Source organism: Kocuria rosea (assembly GCF_023715525.1).
Lineage (GTDB): Bacteria > Actinomycetota > Actinomycetes > Actinomycetales > Micrococcaceae > Kocuria > Kocuria rosea_A.
This window is the reverse complement of the sequence record NZ_JAMBOG010000008.1, coordinates 1-15,560: the sequence shown is the minus strand read 5'-3', so window position 1 is coordinate 15,560 and position 15,560 is coordinate 1. Positions and strand designations below refer to the sequence as shown.

11 protein-coding genes and 2 pseudogenes are annotated in these 15,560 nt (G+C 64.2%); 8 read left to right on the top strand and 5 right to left on the bottom strand.

Annotated elements, in window-relative coordinates:
- Nucleotides 1-1,339: 1,339 nt before the first annotated feature.
- Nucleotides 1,340-2,149, top strand: a pseudogene (locus M3185_RS17610) (IS30 family transposase); the annotation flags it as partial.
- Here M3185_RS17610 and M3185_RS07415 read toward each other — a convergent pair.
- Entirely contained in the window at nt 2,125-3,330 is a 1,206-nt protein-coding gene (locus M3185_RS07415; RefSeq protein ID WP_251333027.1) for an IS110 family transposase, read from the bottom strand. The pseudogene M3185_RS17610 and the gene M3185_RS07415 overlap by 25 nt on opposite strands.
- A gap of 76 nt (nt 3,331-3,406) precedes the next feature.
- Here M3185_RS07415 and M3185_RS07410 point away from each other — a divergent pair, with 76 nt between their 5' ends.
- Together M3185_RS07410 and M3185_RS07405 are read left to right on the top strand one after the other, a co-directional pair.
- Nucleotides 3,407-4,039 (top strand): IS30 family transposase, encoded by a 633-nt coding sequence (locus tag M3185_RS07410; RefSeq protein ID WP_374238478.1) that lies wholly within the window; start codon nt 3,407-3,409, stop codon nt 4,037-4,039.
- A 318-nt stretch (nt 4,040-4,357) separates the two neighbouring features.
- The gene (locus tag M3185_RS07405; protein WP_251333026.1) at nt 4,358-4,537 is read left to right on the top strand and encodes a hypothetical protein; all 180 of its coding nucleotides are present in this window, start codon (nt 4,358-4,360) and stop codon (nt 4,535-4,537) included.
- A gap of 111 nt (nt 4,538-4,648) precedes the next feature.
- Here M3185_RS07405 and M3185_RS07400 read toward each other — a convergent pair whose 3' ends face one another.
- The 3 genes from M3185_RS07400 to M3185_RS07390 form a co-directional block, all read right to left on the bottom strand.
- Nucleotides 4,649-5,773 carry a DNA methyltransferase gene (locus M3185_RS07400; protein WP_251333025.1) on the bottom strand — a complete coding sequence of 375 codons (1,125 nt, stop codon included), beginning with the start codon at nt 5,771-5,773 and terminating at the stop codon, nt 4,649-4,651.
- Between the two features lie 429 nt (nt 5,774-6,202).
- Nucleotides 6,203-6,781 carry an aminoacyl-tRNA hydrolase gene (gene pth, locus M3185_RS07395; RefSeq protein ID WP_251333024.1) on the bottom strand — a complete coding sequence of 193 codons (579 nt, stop codon included), beginning with the start codon at nt 6,779-6,781 and terminating at the stop codon, nt 6,203-6,205.
- Nucleotides 6,782-6,902: 121 nt separating this feature from the next.
- Nucleotides 6,903-7,514 carry a 50S ribosomal protein L25/general stress protein Ctc gene (locus M3185_RS07390; protein WP_251333023.1) on the bottom strand — a complete coding sequence of 204 codons (612 nt, stop codon included), beginning with the start codon at nt 7,512-7,514 and terminating at the stop codon, nt 6,903-6,905.
- A gap of 389 nt (nt 7,515-7,903) precedes the next feature.
- Between M3185_RS07390 and M3185_RS07385 the strand changes: the two genes are divergently transcribed.
- From M3185_RS07385 to M3185_RS07365, 5 genes are all read left to right on the top strand, one after another.
- Complete coding sequence (locus M3185_RS07385; RefSeq protein WP_251333022.1) at nt 7,904-8,797, top strand: nucleoside-diphosphate sugar epimerase/dehydratase; 894 nt, start codon at nt 7,904-7,906, stop codon at nt 8,795-8,797.
- Nucleotides 8,798-9,379, top strand: a complete 582-nt coding sequence (locus M3185_RS07380) for a sugar transferase (RefSeq protein ID WP_285859616.1) — start codon at nt 8,798-8,800, stop codon at nt 9,377-9,379.
- Nucleotides 9,380-9,999: 620 nt separating this feature from the next.
- Nucleotides 10,000-11,403, top strand: coding sequence for a sugar transferase (locus M3185_RS07375; protein WP_251333020.1), 1,404 nt, complete (start codon nt 10,000-10,002; stop codon nt 11,401-11,403).
- Nucleotides 11,404-11,650: 247 nt separating this feature from the next.
- Nucleotides 11,651-12,979: an oligosaccharide flippase family protein gene (locus M3185_RS07370; RefSeq protein WP_251333019.1), complete on the top strand. Its 1,329-nt coding sequence runs from the start codon at nt 11,651-11,653 to the stop codon at nt 12,977-12,979.
- 69 nt (nt 12,980-13,048) lie between these two features.
- Entirely contained in the window at nt 13,049-13,924 is an 876-nt protein-coding gene (locus tag M3185_RS07365; RefSeq protein ID WP_251333018.1) for a glycosyltransferase family 2 protein, read from the top strand.
- A gap of 337 nt (nt 13,925-14,261) precedes the next feature.
- Here the strand turns inward: M3185_RS07365 and M3185_RS07360 are convergent.
- Nucleotides 14,262-15,273: pseudogene (locus M3185_RS07360) on the bottom strand (IS630 family transposase).
- Between the last annotated feature and the right edge of the window lie 287 nt (nt 15,274-15,560).

Below are 15,560 nucleotides of genomic sequence, written 5' to 3'. Positions count from 1 at the left end.
TGGATCGGGTTAGCAGCGGGATGGACGGTGAGCCGGTGGCGCCCGCGGACGGGTTCACAACATCGCTTGGGAGGTTGGGCCACAGTGCCGTGGCGGAATGGCCGCTCGGATCGGCCAAGGCTGTCTTAAGGCAGGCGAAGGCTGGAACGACAGCGGTGACATGGTGTCCGAGTCGCTCGACGGCGCGTCGGCCGGTCATGAACCCGAGTTCCCATCGGAGCCCCGATGATGACAGACCAGTATGTGGTGCATCGGCCCGTGGCAATAGAGACGGGCTGTCCGGTGCCTGAGTCGGAGCTAGCGGTGTTGTTCAGCTGGAACTCAAGCACGTTCACAGCCGCGACGCGGAGGCAGGACTGCGCGGGAACCAGCACGTCGTCACCGGTGGTGTGCACAGTGAGGACGTAAGCATTCCGGCGTGAGCAGTAGAGGGTCATCTCTTATGGTCATCGCGCCCGCAACCATCGAATCCGACATATCCCCACGTCAAACCCCGAACAGTTACTTTCTCTTATTCTTAAGAATCTTAAATAATTAATGATCTGGTGATGGGGTGAGGACGTGAGGACATTGATGCGGCCCCCTATACGGGCAGGGCAGTGTCTCAGGGAGGTGCATAAACATCGGGGAGGTTCTATCTAGAGAGGTGCGCTGAGAATGTCCTCGCTGATCTCAGGGCTCGCTTTAGACCACCAACCCCGTTCTCACATGGGCATACAGGATTGGTACTGCTCCTCAAGGGTGTGCGCCCTGCGGTCACAGCGTGCACAACGGCAACCGGCGGAACGCACGGATAAGGTCTGCGTTCCGCCGCGGTCGGCAGGGCGCTCCCTTGAACACGCCTCGTTCAGTAGCGCTAAAGGCAGCATCTGCCGCTCCTCCATGTCCTGCCCAGCGGTTACGTCTGGGTTTGAACGCTGATGGCGCCTACTGCCCGCGTTCTGAGCACCATGATGGTGATCCGCTCCCACAGCAAGAACCTTCAATGGCGTGCCCTCATCATAGAGGATGTGCATTCGCTTGAGATAATCACCGGCGCTGTCCGCTTCATGGACACAAGGGTCCGTTGCTGGACGGCCGAACCACCGCCCGGGTGCTCGACAGCCACCGCGGCTCCGTCCCGCGAGCTTCGCCAGGCGCGCCTGATATCGATGCCCGGTGACGTCCGCGAGGATTGTGGGCGGATGCGGTCGCTGAACCTCTCCCATGGTTTTCACCTTGACGCCCATGCCTAGCATGGCCGTGCTCACTCACCGGGTGTCGACGCCGGACGAATTCTGAGCAGATGCGACGGGGTGCTTTCTCGTCATGGTCGCAACACCTGACCGAAAGTTAGGCCATGACAGCACCACTGAGAGGACATGATCACCGGGTCGGGCGGCGTCCGATGTCGGCCAAGCGCGAGCAGTTCCTGAAGATGATCGGGCAGGGCTGGGCCGTGGCCGCCGCGGCCCGTGAACTGGGGGTGAGCCGCAGCTCGGCGAACAACTGGAAGAACGGCTACCGGGTGGCCCGCCCCGACGGCACCGTGGTCGTCTTCGAGGCGCTCACCCCCACTCCACAGCCGGTCTCCGCCCGGTTCCTCTCGTAGGAGGAGCGGTTGGTGATCGCCGATGAGCTCCGAGCCGGCACCAGCCTGCGGGGTATCGCCGCGCTGCTGGGCCGGGCCCCCTCGACGATCTCACGCGAGGTGCGCCGCAACCGCGGCGGGCTCACCGCCTACCGACCCTTCACCGCCGAACACCTCGCACGCCACCGCCGGCGGCGCCACCATCGGCTCAAGGTCGAAACCGACGCCCAGCTGGGAGGCTGGGTCGCCGCGCGGCTGGCCGAGTACTGGAGCCCCTCCCAGATCGCCCGGGCCCTGCCGGCTACCTTTCCGGGCCAGCCAGCACGCCATCTGGCGCACGAGACGATCTACCGCGCCGTCTACCGCCACCAGCTCCCCACCCTGGCGCGGGGACAGCGGTCCTGCCTACGCACCGGGCGCACCTACCGCAAGGCCCATCGCCACCCGTCCCGGCGCCGGGCCCGGTTCGGGCTGCCGCTGCAGATGATCAGCGACCGCCCCGCCCACGTGCTCGAACGCCTCGAGCCCGGGCACTGGGAATCTCAATGCTGTTGTCAACCAGCGAGCAGTGCTGAGGTGGGGGCTGGTTCTCGGTATGGGGTGTGGTCGCGGAGCATGGCCCAAATGACGTTGAGACGGCGGCGTGCCAGGGCGATGAGTGCTTGTTTGTGGGACTTTCCCTCGCCTCTTTTCCGGTCATAGAAGGCCCGCGATGCTGGGCTGTTCTTCAGACTCGAGAGGGCGGCGAGGTAGCAGGTGCGCAAGAGCCGGCGGTTGAAGCGGCAAGGTCGGTGGAGGTTGCCGTGGATGCGTCCGGAGTCGCGTGGGACAGGGGCGAGCCCAGCCACACAGGCGAGCCGGTCGACGGTGTCGAACCCGTCGAGGTTGCCGCCGATGTTGGCGAGGAAGGTCGCCGCCAGCACGGGCCCGAAGCCGGGCACACTCAGCAAGACCTCGGCGGCCTCGTGCTGGTGGAATCGGTCGGTGATCTGCCGGTCGAGCTCGGCGAGGTCGGCATCGATCGTGGTGATCTCCGCGGCCAGTTTCGCCACGAGGGCTGATCCCACCGACTGGGTCGGCAGGCTCGTGTGCTGGGCAGCTGCGGCATCGACGGCTGCCTGGGCGACCGAGGCACTGTTGCGGCAACCGCGATTCTTCAGCCATGCGGTGAGCCGGGAAACACCGATGCGCCGTATCTCCTGTGGGGTCTGAAAGCCCGACAGTAGGGTGAGTGCCGCTTTGCTCTTGGAGTAGTCGAAGGCCCGCTCCAGGGCCGGGAAGTACTCCAGCATGGTGGCCCGGAGCCGGTTGATGGCCCGGACCCGGTCGCAGATCAGGTCGGTGCGCCGGGAAGTGAGAAGACGCAGGTCGACGCTGATTTGATCGGCCCCGCGCACCGGTTGCAGGTCGGTGCGCATCCGGGCCTGGTCGGCGATGATCCGGGCGTCTTTGGCGTCGGTCTTGCCATCACCACGGTAGGTCGCGGCAGCATGGTGGATGGTTCTTCCCGGGATGTAGAGCAGCTGTTGATCATGGGCGGCCAGCAGCGCGATCACCAGTGCGGCACCACCGGCGTTGAGATCCGTAGCCCAGCACACGGTGTCACCGTCGGCGCGATCCAGCACGCGGCCGATGAGCTCGAGCAGCGCGGTCTCGTCGTTGTCCACCCGGTGGGAGATCAGCACCGTTCCGGCCTGGTCGATCACCACGCAGTGATGGGCGCGTTTCCCCGCATCGATTCCTGCCCACACGGTCGCCATCGTCTTCATCCTTCCGCCCGGTCGCTTGTGAACGCCCTGTCGATGACCGTGCCGGCACGTCCTTACCCAGCGATCGATGTCGCAATTCTCAATCAGCGGTCGGGTCATCGGTGGGCAGCGGGCGGCCATTCCCAGTAAGCCGTCCACGCGGCAGAGCGATCTCAGCCATACCCGCCACCCAAGGGTGATCGAGACACTACGACAGCCCCGACATCACCCACCACAACACCGTAAGGAAGGCGACCTCATCGCCGGGCCCGGCCACCGTTCCAACATCGCCACGCTGGTGGAGCGTGCCACCCGCTTCACCGTCCTGGTCCCCGTGCCCGGATCCCGCCATGCCGAACTCGTCCACCGCGGCCTGGTCGCTGCCCTGGGCACCCTGCCGCCGGAATTGCGGCGCTCGATCACCTGGGACCAGGGCATCGAGATGTCCCGGCACCGGGAGGTCAGTGCGGATTTGGGGTGCCCGGTGTTCTTCTGTGAGAAGGGCAAGCCCTGGCAGCGCGGCTCGAACGAGAACACCAATGGCTTGCTGCGCCAGTTCTTTCCCAAGGGCACCGACCTGTCGGTTCATGCCCCGGAACACCTGCAGACGGTCGCTCACCAGCTCAACCATCGGCCCCGAGCAGTGCTCGGTGGCCGGACGCCGGCAGAGCTGTTCGCCGCCTTGCTACCCTTCCCGAACCATCCACTGTTGCGACCATGACGAGAAAGCACCCCGTCGCTACTGCTCACTTTTCGACCGTCGTTGACACCGGGCCAACTCAGGGAAAAGGCTCACGGCCAGAAGACCATTGCCCAGCAGCCCCGAAGCTGTCCTGAGCTGCGGCCAGGGGCATGTCGGGGGTTTGCAGGTGGTGCGCAGACTGGTCTGGCTCATTGCAGCAGGCTGTAGAAGTGCACCGCCGCATCATCATGAGCTCCTCGTCAGGCGACCCGTCGTCTCCTGCCGAAGCCAGCAGGCCCTCGATGACCGGCAACACCGGGCGGTGGCGTAGATCGAGCCGGCACCTTCGAGGCGGACATGAACGCCAGCCGGTGCAGCGTTCTTGCCAATATGCTCACCGTCCCCACGGCTGCGACGTTCTCCTTCACCCTCCGGGTGGCCGAGAGGGACGGCAAGATTCGCGACTGGCTCGTCCTCGACGACATGGCTGTTCTCGACAACCTGCACGTCACGTTCTTCACCCCGGATCTGGATTGACAGCACCGAGCGTCGATGACCGACCAAGTGCGCCGAGGTGTTGCTCCGCCTTACGCCGTGATTGCGCCTCATCTGCGCCGTTCACGGAGTTCAGTGCCGCCGCACAACATGTCAGAGCCCAGGGGCCGGTTCGAACACGTCCTCACCGTCTACCGTCGTGGCCTGCGCCTGCTGCTCGGTGACCATCGCGGTCAGCGCTGCGACGGTGTCCGGACCGACTTCCCCGAAGCGGGGCAGGCCGAAGGCGCGCACGGTCTCCGGGTTAATCTCGGTGGTGGCAGCCTTGCGGCCGGTGTTCACCGCCGCGACTGCCGTGGTCAGAGAGCCACCGTAGGCGTCGAGCACGATCTCCCCCGGCAGCGTGGAGGCCAGGATGATCGTCTCGATCAGCCCCACCGGCTTCGGGGTGGCGAAGCCGGTCTCAGCACGGGCAACCTCATTAGTGGGTGTGCCGTTGATCTTGTTGGACAACAGCGTGGTCATCGGCTTGCCCTTGACCTGCTGGGCCAGGTAGTTCGGGCGCAGGGGCAGGCGGGGGCAGTGGAAGATCCCGCCGTCGGCGGCCAGGGAGTCGATCGTGGTCTGGGTGTAGCGGAAGGGCCCGGTCATCACCATCGCGGTGATGTTGACCCCGCTGGCGAACTCGCAGTCGGCGTCCAGGGTGGAGGCGATCGCCTGGGTGTCGTGGCGGCCGGCCGGGATGACGCTCGCCTCGAAGCCGATGGTCACCGAGCCGGGCGGGAAGATCAGGGTGGCGATCTTGTTCTGGCGGTGATGAACCGGGTAGCGCTTGCCCTGGGTAGTCTGTCCGACGGTGAGCTGGCGCGGGGTGCCTGTGCCGGCGTAGACGAGGATGTAGTCCAGCACATTGGCGATGACCGGGTGGGTGTAGGACGGGCGGTCCTTCTTCTTCCACACGACGGTGGAGATGTAGCGGCCGGGCCCGTAGACCTCGTCGGCGACGTTCTTGCCGGCGTAGACGGAGACCTCGTCGAGATGGATCCAGATCGTGGCGTGGCCGGCGAGCACCGGCTCGATAGCCCGCAGCGTGGAGGCCAGCTCCTCGGCCCAGCGGGCACCGACGAGCGGGTCGGCGTAGTGGCCGAAGTGCCTGCCGGTGCCATACGGCGGGTCCAGATACGCCATGGACACCGAGCCCGGGTCGGCCACCTCCGCGATCATGTGCGCGGCGGGGCCAACCCCGATCGTGACGTCGGGGTGGGGGGTGATGAGCATCTGCAGGGTGTCCTGATGGCGTGATGGGCGGGTCTTTGTCGGTGGGGCGTTCGGGGCGAAAAGCGGTTGTCCCCGCGCGTTGTGGCGGCAGCTTCATGGGCTCGCGCGATGAGGAGGCGGCCCGAACCTCGTCACGGTGATGAGAGCAGGAACAATGAGTGTTGATACTTGGTTGCCAGCACGTACTTGCACATTTCACCACGGTGCAGTGAGCCCTCGAATGATTGCCACACCGTCCAGGCGAGGGCCGACCCACGCGGATGCACATGAAATGCCCGTCGTGGCGGATCGTTTCCCCGCCCTGCAACCCTTTTCAGGGCACTGGCTCAACAGCACCCCGGGTGTACCTCATCAGCACATGACCACGGTCTCGTCACGAGGAAAGGTCCTGAAGTGGGCGGCGGGAGTGGCCACCCCCACGGTGACGACTCAGCGCGAGTGGTACTTCTGCTGCGCCTCGAGCAGGCCCTGCTCCACGAGGGCCTCGACGGCGTCGGCGGCGTCGTCGAGGAGAAAGGGCAGCTCCTTGGCCTCGGTCGTGGCGAAGGGCTTGAGGACGTAGGTCGCGGCGTCCATCCGGCCGGGCGGGCGGCCCACGCCCACGCGCACGCGGTGGTAGTCCTTGGTGCCGAGGGCCTTGGACATGTCCCGCAGGCCGTTGTGGCCGCCCTCTCCCCCGCCGATCTTCAGCTTGAGGGCGCCGAACGGGATGTCGATCTCGTCGTGGACGGCGATGACCTTCTCGGCGGGGATGTCGTAGAACTTCGCCAGCCCGGAGACGGGTCCGCCGGAGGTGTTCATGTAGGTCATCGGCTTGGCCAGCACCAGGCGGGGACCGCCGGGGCGGAGCCGGGTCTCGAGGACCTGGGCGCGGGCTTTGTGGGCTTTGTAGTTCCCGTTCGCACGGTGGGCGAGCTCGTCGAGGACCATCTGTCCCACGTTGTGCCGGGTGCGGGCGTACTCGGGGCCGGGGTTGCCCAGACCCACGACCAGCCAGGCGTCGGACATCGGTGCCTCCTTCAGGGGCTCACCAACAAGCTGTCAACAACAGTGCTGTCATGGGAAGTGCGGGGCGGCTGGGAAGCCGCCCCGCACTTGTGGTACCACAGGGATCCTACGAGACGCAGGCTCAGGCCTCGTTCTCGGGGACGACGTCGCCGGTGGCCTGGTCCCCGGTCGCGGAGCCTTCGCCGAGGTCCTCGTTGGTGGGCTCGGAGATGTTGACGACGATCAGCTCGGCGTCGGAGACGAGCGAGACGCCCTCGGGCAGCTCGACGTCGCCGGCGTGCACGTGCTGACCCGCGGCGCGGCCCTCGATGTCGATGGTGATCGCCTCGGGGACGTGCAGGGCTTCGGCCTCGACGACGAGGACGTTCTCCTCGACGTTCTGCACGGCGTCGCCGGCGACCTCGCCCTCGACGTGCACGGGCACCTCGACCTGGACCTTCTCGCCGCGGCGGACGGCCAGCAGGTCGATGTGCAGGATCTCCGGGCGGGTGGCGTGACGCTGGACGTCCTTGACCATGACCAACTGGGTGCTGCCCTCGACGTCGAGCTCGAGCACGGCGTTGGAGTTGCGCACCGCCAGCATGGTCTCGTGGCCGGGGATGACCACGTGCTGGGGCTCGGCGCCGTGGCCGTAGACGACCGCGGGGATCTGGTCGTTGGCGCGGATGCGGCGGGCGTAGCCCTTGCCGAAGTCGCTGCGGGAGGTGGCGGGGATGCGGATGGTGTCGACCATGGGAACTCCTCGGAATCGGGTCTGTACGTGCTCTCTGACGCAGATCGGCCAGGCGATACCGGCCGCAGACCCTCCCCGCGTCACGGAGGACGCCGCGCGATGCGCCTCGAGGGGCGCCGCCACACGTGTGGGGACGGGAACGTTCAACCAGCCGTCGTCGATCACGGGACCCCGGAGGGTCCCCTCGCCTTGGCAACCGCACAAGGGTAGCACGCCCGCGCCCGGGACCCCGGGACGGGCCTGGGAACGAGCACCCTGCTGTCCCCTCTTCAGCTCCTGTTTCCATCGATGTGCATCTGTAAATTCAATGACTACGGGGGACCGGAACCACGCCGGGGGGCGAGAGGGAGAGTTCCGGCCCCCCTCACGACTTCGGGGGGAGTTGCACCGTGCTCAAGAGGAACATCTGGATCAGCCCCGCAGCCTGGCGGGAGGACCACATCGCCCGGCTGCGCCGGGCGGACGCCGCCGCACTGGCCGCGGCACTGCTGCTGACGCAACTCCTGCGCTTCGGCACCGACCACGGCCGGCTGGCCCTCGGCGGGCTCACCGTCACCTACTGGCTCGTGGGGGCCGTGCTCGGCGTGGCCTGGTGGACCTGGCTGGAACTGCGGGGAGCCCGGGACGTGCGCCTGACCGGCCACGGGATCGAGGAGCACCGGCAGGTGCTCAGCGCGACCCTCGTGCTGTTCGCGGCGATGGTGATCTCCTTCTACGTCCTGGGCCTGCCGATGGAGCGCGGCTACATCGTGCTGGCCCTGCTGCTGGGCACGACCCTGCTGCTGGTGGGCCGCAGCGCAGCGGCGCACGGGCTGACCCGGCACCGGCTCGCCGGGGCCGCGATGACCCGCACCCTCGTGGTGGGGCGCGAGCCGGGCGTGGTGGAGCTGGTCCAGCAGCTGCAACGGCACCCCGCGTCCGGATTCGACCCGGTGGCGGTCTACGCGCCCACCGGCGCCCGGATCCTGCCGCGCTCGCTGGCCGCCGTGCAGATGCCGCCGAACACGCTGGCCGACGGGCACGAGCCCAGCGTGGAGGGCATCGTGACCGCGTGCCGGCGCTACCGCATCGAGGCCCTCGTGCTCGCCGCCAGCACGCCGCTGAGCGCGGAGGGGATCCGGCGACTGAGCTGGCGCCTGGCCGACGAGCGGATCCGCCTGGTCCTCGCCCCCGAGCTCACCGACGTCGCCGGGCCCCGCATCCACATCCAGCACCTGGCCGGACTGCCGCTGGTCCACGTCTCCACGCCGCGGATGAGCCGGTGGCGGATGCTGCTGAAGTGACTGGTCGACGTCGTCGGCGCCGCCTGCGCCCTGCTGGCCCTCTCCCCCGTTCTGGCCGTGCTGGCGCTCATCGTGAAGCGGCACGACGGCGGTCCGGTGCTCACCGCGCAGGAGCGGACCGGCCTGGACGGGTTGCCCTTCACGATGCTGAACTTCCGCTCCGTGGCGCCGGACGTCGAGGAGTGCAGGGCCGCGCTCCGGGCGCGCAGCGCCTCCCAGGAAAGGGCGCTCCTCCTCATGCGGAGCGGCCCGCGCGTCACCGGGCCGGGCACGTGGATGCGCCGGCACGGCCTCGACCAGCTGCCCCAGCTCGTGAACGTCCTCAGGGGGGAGATGTCCCTGGTGGGCCCGCGCCCGCCGCTGCCCTCGGAGGAGATCCGGTACGACGAGCACGTCCGCCGCCGGCTGCGGCTCAGGCCGGGCATCACCGGGCCGTGGCAGGTTCCGGGCCTCGACGACTCCGACCGGGAGCAGGCCGTGCGCCTGGACCTTCACTACGTGGAGACCTGGTCCCCGGTGCAGGACCTCCTCATCCTGCTGCGCACAGTCAAGGCCATGGTCGCCAGGGAGGGCGCGTACTGACCACGTGCGTCCGGGAGTTCTTCCCGCGCGGCGTGGTCGGTCCCGCATGGTCCCGCGTCCGTGCTCAGGAGAGGGGACAGCGGCTGGCACTCGACATCCAACCGACGACATCAGAGTGCTCTGCCACGCCCAGAAGTCCAGGCTCCAGAGCGCCGGTCCTGGGGGTGCGCAGAGCCCCTTTGCGTCCCCCCATCAGGGGACAGACGATCGTCATCTGCGCAGGTCAGCGCGATCCACATCACAAATGATGGATGCGTCAGCAACTTGAGGCCGCCGTTCCTCTCTCCCTCGGGCCCATGTGACATTGCAGATGTAAACATCCGGGGTCATATAGCCGAGTGCATCTATTTGCTGGCCTAAACTCGTCCCCGGAAGAGTTGCAGCGCGTCCTCCACCGTCTCCCTCTGGGCTGAGCGAGACATCCCCAGGTGGCGGCGCGCTTTTCGGGGAGGGGCAGACCTATGCTCAAGGTTCAGCAGAACGGCAGTGCGGCCGCCGAGTGGTCGGGGGCGGGCGCTGCGGCAACGCGCACACCCACCGGGTCCACGCGCGCCAACGTCGACGGTCGTCCGCATGCCGCCACCGGCTGGCGCAAGCGGTACGTGGCCAGGATGCGCTGGATGGACGCCCTCACGCTCGTGACCGCCCTGGTCGGCACCCAGCTGATCCGCTTCCAGCTCGAACACGCCGGCCTGAGCCTCGGGCCGGTCTCGGTGCCGTACTGGATCGTGGGCGTGGCCCTGGCCGTGCTCTGGTGGGCCTTCCTCGAGCTGCGCGGGGCGCGCGACGTGCGGCTCATCGGCTACGGCCTCGAGGAGACCCGCCAGGTGGTCACCTCGACGCTCGTGCTGTTCGGGGCGATCGCCATCATCTCGTTCGGCTTCGAGATCCCGACCGCCCGCAGCTACGTGCTCATCGCCCTGCCCCTGGGTCTGGGCCTGCTCATCCTGGGCCGCTTCGTCCTGCGCGACCGGCTGGCGAAGCAGCGCGCCACCGGCAGGTCCCTCTCCCGCACGCTCGTGGTCGGGCGCCTGGGCGGCGTCACGGAGCTCCACCAGTCCCTGCAGCAGCACGCCATGGCTGGCTTCGACACAGCCGCCATCTACGCTCCCACGACCAAGCGGCCGTTGCCCCCGGATCTGCAGCGGGTGGAACTGCCACCCAACGCCCTGCCCGCGGGCCAAGCCCCCTCCGTGGAGGGAATCATGGCCGCCTGCCGCCGCCTGGGGATCGAGACCGTGATCGTCTCCTCAAACGTGCCCCTCAGCACGCGGGAGATCCGCCACCTCAGCTGGCAGCTCGCGGACGAGCGCATCCGCCTGGTCATGGAGACAGGCCTCACCGATATCGCCGGCCCCCGCATCCACATGCAGCAGGTGGCCAACCTCCCCCTCATCCACGTGGCCACCCCGAAGCTCAGCCGCAGCATGGCCATGACCAAGCGCCTCATGGACGTCGCCCTCTCCGGCCTCGCACTGGTCGGCCTCTCCCCCGTCCTGCTCACCCTCGCCCTGATCGTCAAGGCGCACGACGGCGGACCGGCACTGTTCGCGCAGGAGCGCGTGGGCCAGGACGGCACCCGATTCAAGATGCTGAAGTTCCGCAGCATGCGCACCAACGCCGAGCAGGTCCTGCAGCGACTCAAAGATCAGAACGAGGGCGCCGGCCTGCTGTTCAAGATAAAGGATGACCCCCGCGTGACTCGGCCTGGCAAGTGGCTGCGCAAGTACAGCCTCGACGAGCTGCCGCAGCTGATCAACGTCCTCAGGGGCGACATGTCCCTCGTGGGCCCCCGCCCTCCCCTGCCCTCAGAAGTCGAGCAGTACGAAGAGTACGTGCACCGCCGGATGCGCGTGAAGCCCGGCATCACCGGTCTCTGGCAAGTCTCAGGCCGATCGAACCTCGACTGGGACCAGTCGGTGCGCCTAGACCTCTACTACGTGGAGAACTGGTCGCCGGTGCAGGACATGTTGATCCTCGCACGGACGTTCAAGGCCGTCATTGCGAAAGAGGGGGCGTACTGAAGCCATACTTCAGTGCTTTTATCCCAACAGCGCCGTTATGCCAGTTAAACGTCAGCTGAGGACGAAGCAGTCGACAATCATGGCCACCTGAATAGGTGGCGGAACACAACGTCGAACAAGGAGGCAGCATAGTCACCTCACCTATTCGCAACTCACGAACCAGAAAGCCTACACGCGAACTGCAGCCGCACTTTTCCCGCGCTAAACGGCACGTCTGAGGTCTAACGATGTAAGAACTCGAACAAGTATGATTAAGGAGGAAAGTGTGCCATCGGGCAAAAAAGGTGTTGCAATCTCGGCTTTGGGAAATCTAATACCACCGGTTGTCGGACTCTCAACGGCGCCGATGCTAGCCTCGGCCTTGGGCCCGACCGGACGCGGAGAGTTGGCCGCAGCAACGACTGTACTTGTCTTATTCGTGAGCGTGAGCACGCTCGGGCTTCCACAAGCGCTTATCTACTACACAGCGCGCAAAGGCAAAAACCATCACACACTAGTCCTAAAAATAACATTATTGCTCGGATGCTTCGGAATACTATCCAGCGCATGCATTTTCATTCTATCCGAAATCCTAAGTGACGGAAACGCTCACTTGGCCAAGCTCATCTGTTTTGCCGGTCTCGCAATCTCCCCTGCCCTAATTTTGGCCAGCCTACGCGGCATAGCTTCCGGAGTGCAGGCCTGGATATTGGTTGCATCGGAAAAATTTATAAGCAATGCTCTCCGACTGAGTGCAATTCTGCTCGCATATACATCCGATCGCCTGACACTCGAGACCGCAACGCTCATTATTGCCATTACTACATTCATAGGCATACTGGCCTATGCTCCACTCCCACGATTTACACGCGCATACGAACCCATATCTAGCCTAGAGCCGCACTGGCAAGAGATTCTCCCATTCAGTATCAAGCTATGGGCAGGCGTCTTAACAGGGGCCCTTCTCGCGCGCCTAGACCAAGTCATTATGCTGCCTCTGGCGGGAGCAACACAATTAGGCATCTACGCCGTGGCCGTCAGCATAGGCGAAATGGCACTACTCTTTAACTATGCTGTAAATGCTGTTATGAACGCACGCGAGGCTCACAACCCCAGCACTGAGAGCCTTGCCATGGCGGCACGCATTTCCAGCTTAGTTACTGCTCTCGGCTGTGTAGCCATAGCTCTTCTTTCAGTTTGGGCCGTGCCCTTAGTGTTCGGGAATGAGTTTTCAAGTGTTGTCCCTGTCATCTGGATACTTCTCACAGGAATCGCTCTCGGGAATGCTGGGTCAGTAGTGGGTTCGGGATTGAACGGCCGAGGACGCCCCGGGATGCGCAGTGCATCCTCCGCTATTGCTTTGGTAGTAAATGTGGTAAGTCTTATAATCTTGGCTCCAAGCTTCGGGGCCATTGGGGCGGCGATAGCCACAACAGTTGCCACAATAGCTCTTGGGGCAATTAACCTCGCGATATTCAAGCGTATATATGGAGTAAAAATAAGAAGATTCATTGGCGTAAGACGTAGCGATCTGGAATTCCTTTTGACGGCTATGCGAGCCTCAAGGGCAGAGCAGCCGACTCGGCGACTCTCGTGAACTAAAACTGAGGTCCTACAAGGGCATACTGTGGCGTTCACTAACACCAGCAAGGATGACTGACAACCAATGCCCAAGTACACAATCATAATGCCGGCCAAAAACGCCGAAAGTACCATTACAAGGTCCATCACTTCCACGCTAAAGGCCTTCCCCAGAGATACCCACATCGCCATTTGGGATGACGCCAGTGAAGACAGAACCGCCGAATTCGCTCAAAGAGTAGATACAAGGCGCGTGTTGCTTACAACGTCATGCAAATCAGTCGGATCTGGGCTCGCCCGGCAGCGATTGATTGATTCTACAGACAGTGAATTTGTTGTCATCCAAGATGCAGATGATATTTCATTGCCGTGGAGGCATCGGCTCCAATCTCAGCAGCTCTCCGATGCCGACTTCTCTTTTGCAGCTGCCCAACGATTCTCCGACACGAAACATATTTATAGACCCTCCCTCCCCTTCCACTACAACCCTACTGATACTTCAATTTCTCTTGTCTTTCACAACCCTCTTGCACATTCGACAATGATTGCAAGAAGGGACGCGTTAGCAGATATTGGCGGTTACAGCGCCTCGCGCGTGGCACAAGATTACGAGCTATTGCTTAGGGCGGCCACGGCTGGCAAACGAATTAGTCGCATAGGTATCCCCACGGTTCTGTACAGAATTAGCTCGACACAAATTTCGAGCCAACGAGAGTATGCATCCCGAATAGTGGGCAGTACAGAAATCTGCTCTGCATATGGGCGCCACTTGGAGCACCTTCTTCCCGAGGCAAAGTTCAAGTTTGAAGCACCGACCTCCCTGCCCGAACTTAAGAATAAAATAAGTTATAAGCAGGTAGAACCTCTAGTTGCCAAGTTGCGCCCGCATCTTCGCCCCTATTACCGCCATCTTTTATCCAACCATCGATTTGGCCACTTGGCGGCTGAAGTACTCTCATAATTCTTGAATCAACTACGGCATATATGAGCGTTGGGCTAACGGCGACTTCTAAACCACACGCTATCATTCAATGCGCATAGCTTGCTTAATGTAAACTAGGGATAGGACATAATTACGAAACGTGGCGGAATTAGGTAGCCAATTCTTATTTAGAGAGCGAGATTAGTTCAAGGACATGGCTATAGCCATGGTCGCCTTAAATAGATTCTATTCCAACAAAAGCCCTGCTGGCTAACAGCGCCCAAAAAATATCCTGGGAACCAAGGTCCTTTCCGCGACCAAAGGGCAATGACCGTCCGGACTGAACTGGTCGGTACATCGGTGCATAGACGACCATCTAGTGGCCCGTCTTTGAAGTCATTTGGCGGTTGGCTTTCTTGAGGATCTCGGTGCTGCTCTTGGTCCACACGAACGGGTGGCAGCGGTCGTTCCAGCCGGTGACGAAGGCGCGGAGCTTTTTACTGAGCTCGGCGACGGAGGCGACGTCGGTACGGTGCAGGGCTTGGCGTTCGATGATGGAGAACCATACCTCCATGAGGTTCAGCCAGGATGCCGACGTCGGCGTGAAGTGCACCTGGAACCGTGGATTGGCCGCCAGCCACTCCTTCACCTCAGGGGTCTTGTGGGTGGCGTAGTTGTCCATCACCAGGTGCAACCGCCCCTCCGGGTAGGCCCGGGCGACCTGCTTCAGGAAGGCCAGGAACTCCTGGCGCCGGTGTCTCGGTTTGCAGGCGGCGGTGACGTGGCCGGTGGCGATCTCCAAAGCCGCGAACAGTGTGGAGGTCCCATGCCTGACGTAGTCATGGGTGGCCCGGGCCGGCTTCCCGAGCTGCATCGGCAGCGAAGGTGCCGTGCGTTCCGAGACTTGGATCTGGAACTCCTCATCCACGCACAACACCACCGCATTCTCCGGCGGGGTCAGGTATGGCCCAAGCACATCGACGACCTTGGCCACCATCTGAAGGATCGGTGAAGAACTTGAACGTGCCAGCTCGCCACGGATGCACCCCGTACTCCCGCCAGGCCTTGGCCACCGTGGTGTGATCAAGCCCCAGCCGCCCCGCCAGCAGTCGCGAGGACCAATGCGTGACCCCAAGTTTTTTCGGCGGCGATCTCAACGTGGCTGCCACGATCGCCCGGTGGTCGATCCGCCGCGGCCAGCCCGACCGATCGGCATCGGCTAGCCCCTCGATCCCGGCCTGCGCGTAGCGGGCCCGCCACGCGATCACCGTGTTCCGGGTGGTCCCCACCTTCTCAGCGATCGCGGTGTTCGAAATGCCCTCGGCGACCAGCTGCACGATCCGAGCCCGCTGCGCCAGACCGGCCCGTACCGAAGTCGATCGGGCCAGCCGGGTGAGTTGCTCACGATCGCCCTGGCGTCACAGCAGCGGGGCCGCAGGATGATTCGCCATAACCCATGGTCCTACCCAACAACCGCTGAAGAACTTCAACCCCCTCGGCACTAGTGGCGCGTGTGGTTAGTTGCTTGACGCTTCAGTGGGGATGACTATGGAGTATGGCGAATCATCCGGCGCCGGCGTTGCTGTTGCGCCACGGAGATCGGGCGGAGCTGACTCGGCTGGTGCGGTCCTCCTCGGTGCGAGCCGGGCTGGTGCAGCGGGCGCGCATTGTGCTG

Coding starts and splice junctions, on each gene's coding strand:
- M3185_RS07415 (WP_251333027.1), bottom strand. CDS start 3,330: ATGGCGACCGTGTGGGCAGGAATCGATGCGGGGAAACGCGCCCATCAC.
- M3185_RS07410 (WP_374238478.1), top strand. CDS start 3,407: ATGTCGCAATTCTCAATCAGCGGTCGGGTCATCGGTGGGCAGCGGGCG.
- M3185_RS07405 (WP_251333026.1), top strand. CDS start 4,358: ATGAACGCCAGCCGGTGCAGCGTTCTTGCCAATATGCTCACCGTCCCC.
- M3185_RS07400 (WP_251333025.1), bottom strand. CDS start 5,773: ATGCTCATCACCCCCCACCCCGACGTCACGATCGGGGTTGGCCCCGCC.
- pth (WP_251333024.1), bottom strand. CDS start 6,781: ATGTCCGACGCCTGGCTGGTCGTGGGTCTGGGCAACCCCGGCCCCGAG.
- M3185_RS07390 (WP_251333023.1), bottom strand. CDS start 7,514: ATGGTCGACACCATCCGCATCCCCGCCACCTCCCGCAGCGACTTCGGC.
- M3185_RS07375 (WP_251333020.1), top strand. CDS start 10,000: ATGGACGCCCTCACGCTCGTGACCGCCCTGGTCGGCACCCAGCTGATC.
- M3185_RS07370 (WP_251333019.1), top strand. CDS start 11,651: ATGATTAAGGAGGAAAGTGTGCCATCGGGCAAAAAAGGTGTTGCAATC.
- M3185_RS07365 (WP_251333018.1), top strand. CDS start 13,049: ATGCCCAAGTACACAATCATAATGCCGGCCAAAAACGCCGAAAGTACC.